Origin of the sequence: Komagataeibacter oboediens (assembly GCF_003207815.1) — a bacterium.
Taxonomy (GTDB): Bacteria; Pseudomonadota; Alphaproteobacteria; order Acetobacterales; family Acetobacteraceae; genus Komagataeibacter; species Komagataeibacter oboediens.
Genome location: NZ_NKTX01000214.1, coordinates 1 through 970, shown reverse-complemented (window position 1 = coordinate 970; position 970 = coordinate 1). Strand labels below are relative to the sequence as shown.

At 64.2% G+C, this 970-nt stretch carries 2 protein-coding genes; both read right to left on the bottom strand.

The features are described 5' to 3' along the window. A partial coding sequence (locus CFR80_RS18405) for an IS66 family transposase zinc-finger binding domain-containing protein (RefSeq protein WP_181418283.1) occupies positions 1-546 on the bottom strand: 546 nt, incomplete at its 3' end. A gap of 65 nt (positions 547-611) precedes the next feature. Further along, the coding region (tnpB, locus tag CFR80_RS18400; RefSeq protein ID WP_373636560.1) for an IS66 family insertion sequence element accessory protein TnpB at positions 612-970 on the bottom strand (359 nt) is incomplete at its 5' end.

Genomic DNA, 970 nt, shown 5'->3' with positions numbered 1-970 from the left:
CCATGGGCCGGCGCGTCCGCGCGCGATCGGATGGAAGGGGGCGGGTGGCTGGGTGATGCTCTCGCAGTCCCGGCAGGTGAACTTCTCCCGCACCGTCTGTATGACCTTGAACTGGCGCGGGATCACCTCCAGCGTCTCGGTGACGCTCTCCCCCAGTTTGCTCAGACGATCGCTGCCACAGCACGGACACTGTGTCGGTGCGGGGATGACGACCCGCTCGCGCGGCAGATCGGCACGCAGGGGCTGGCGCCCCCGGTTGCTCCTGGGTGCTGTCGCACGGACGGCGGGATCCGCCGCATTTTCGGGTGCGTCCTCGGCGAGTGTCGTCTCCAGCTCTTCCAATTCGAGTTCGAGCTGGGCCAGCAGGCGGCGCCCCCGTTCCGACGAGGCGCCGAAACGGTCCTGGCGCATCCGCGCGATAAGATGTTTGAGATGGGCAACCTGCGCTTCGGCGCTGGCCGCACGGGCTTCCGCGACCTCGGCACGCGCCTCGGCAGCGGCAAGTGCCGCGCGCAAGGCGATGATGTCGTCCGTGTCTCCCGTCATGAAGGCAGTTGATCACATGGGCGCTCAAAAGGGTACCAGTATATGCTGACCTGGCGCGGTTTTTATTATCCCGCCAGTTCAGGTCTCCATGTTTTCTGCGGATTGCGCCAGTCCACACCCTCCAGCAGACAAGTCAATTGTGACGGGGAGAGATGGATCGCTCCGTCCTTTGCCGAAGGCCACAGGAAATGCCCGCGCTCGATCCGCTTCGCATATAAGGAAAGGCCGATCCCATCGTGCCAGATCAGTTTCACCAGGTCGCCGCGTCGGCCCCTGAAGGCATAGACGTCACCCGCGAAAGGGTCACGACCCAGTGCTTCCTGGACCTTCAACGCCAGCCCGGGCATCCCCAGGCGCATATCGGTTACACCGGCCGCCAGCCATATCCTCAGCGTGGAAGGAAGCGGGATCATGATCGTAGTGC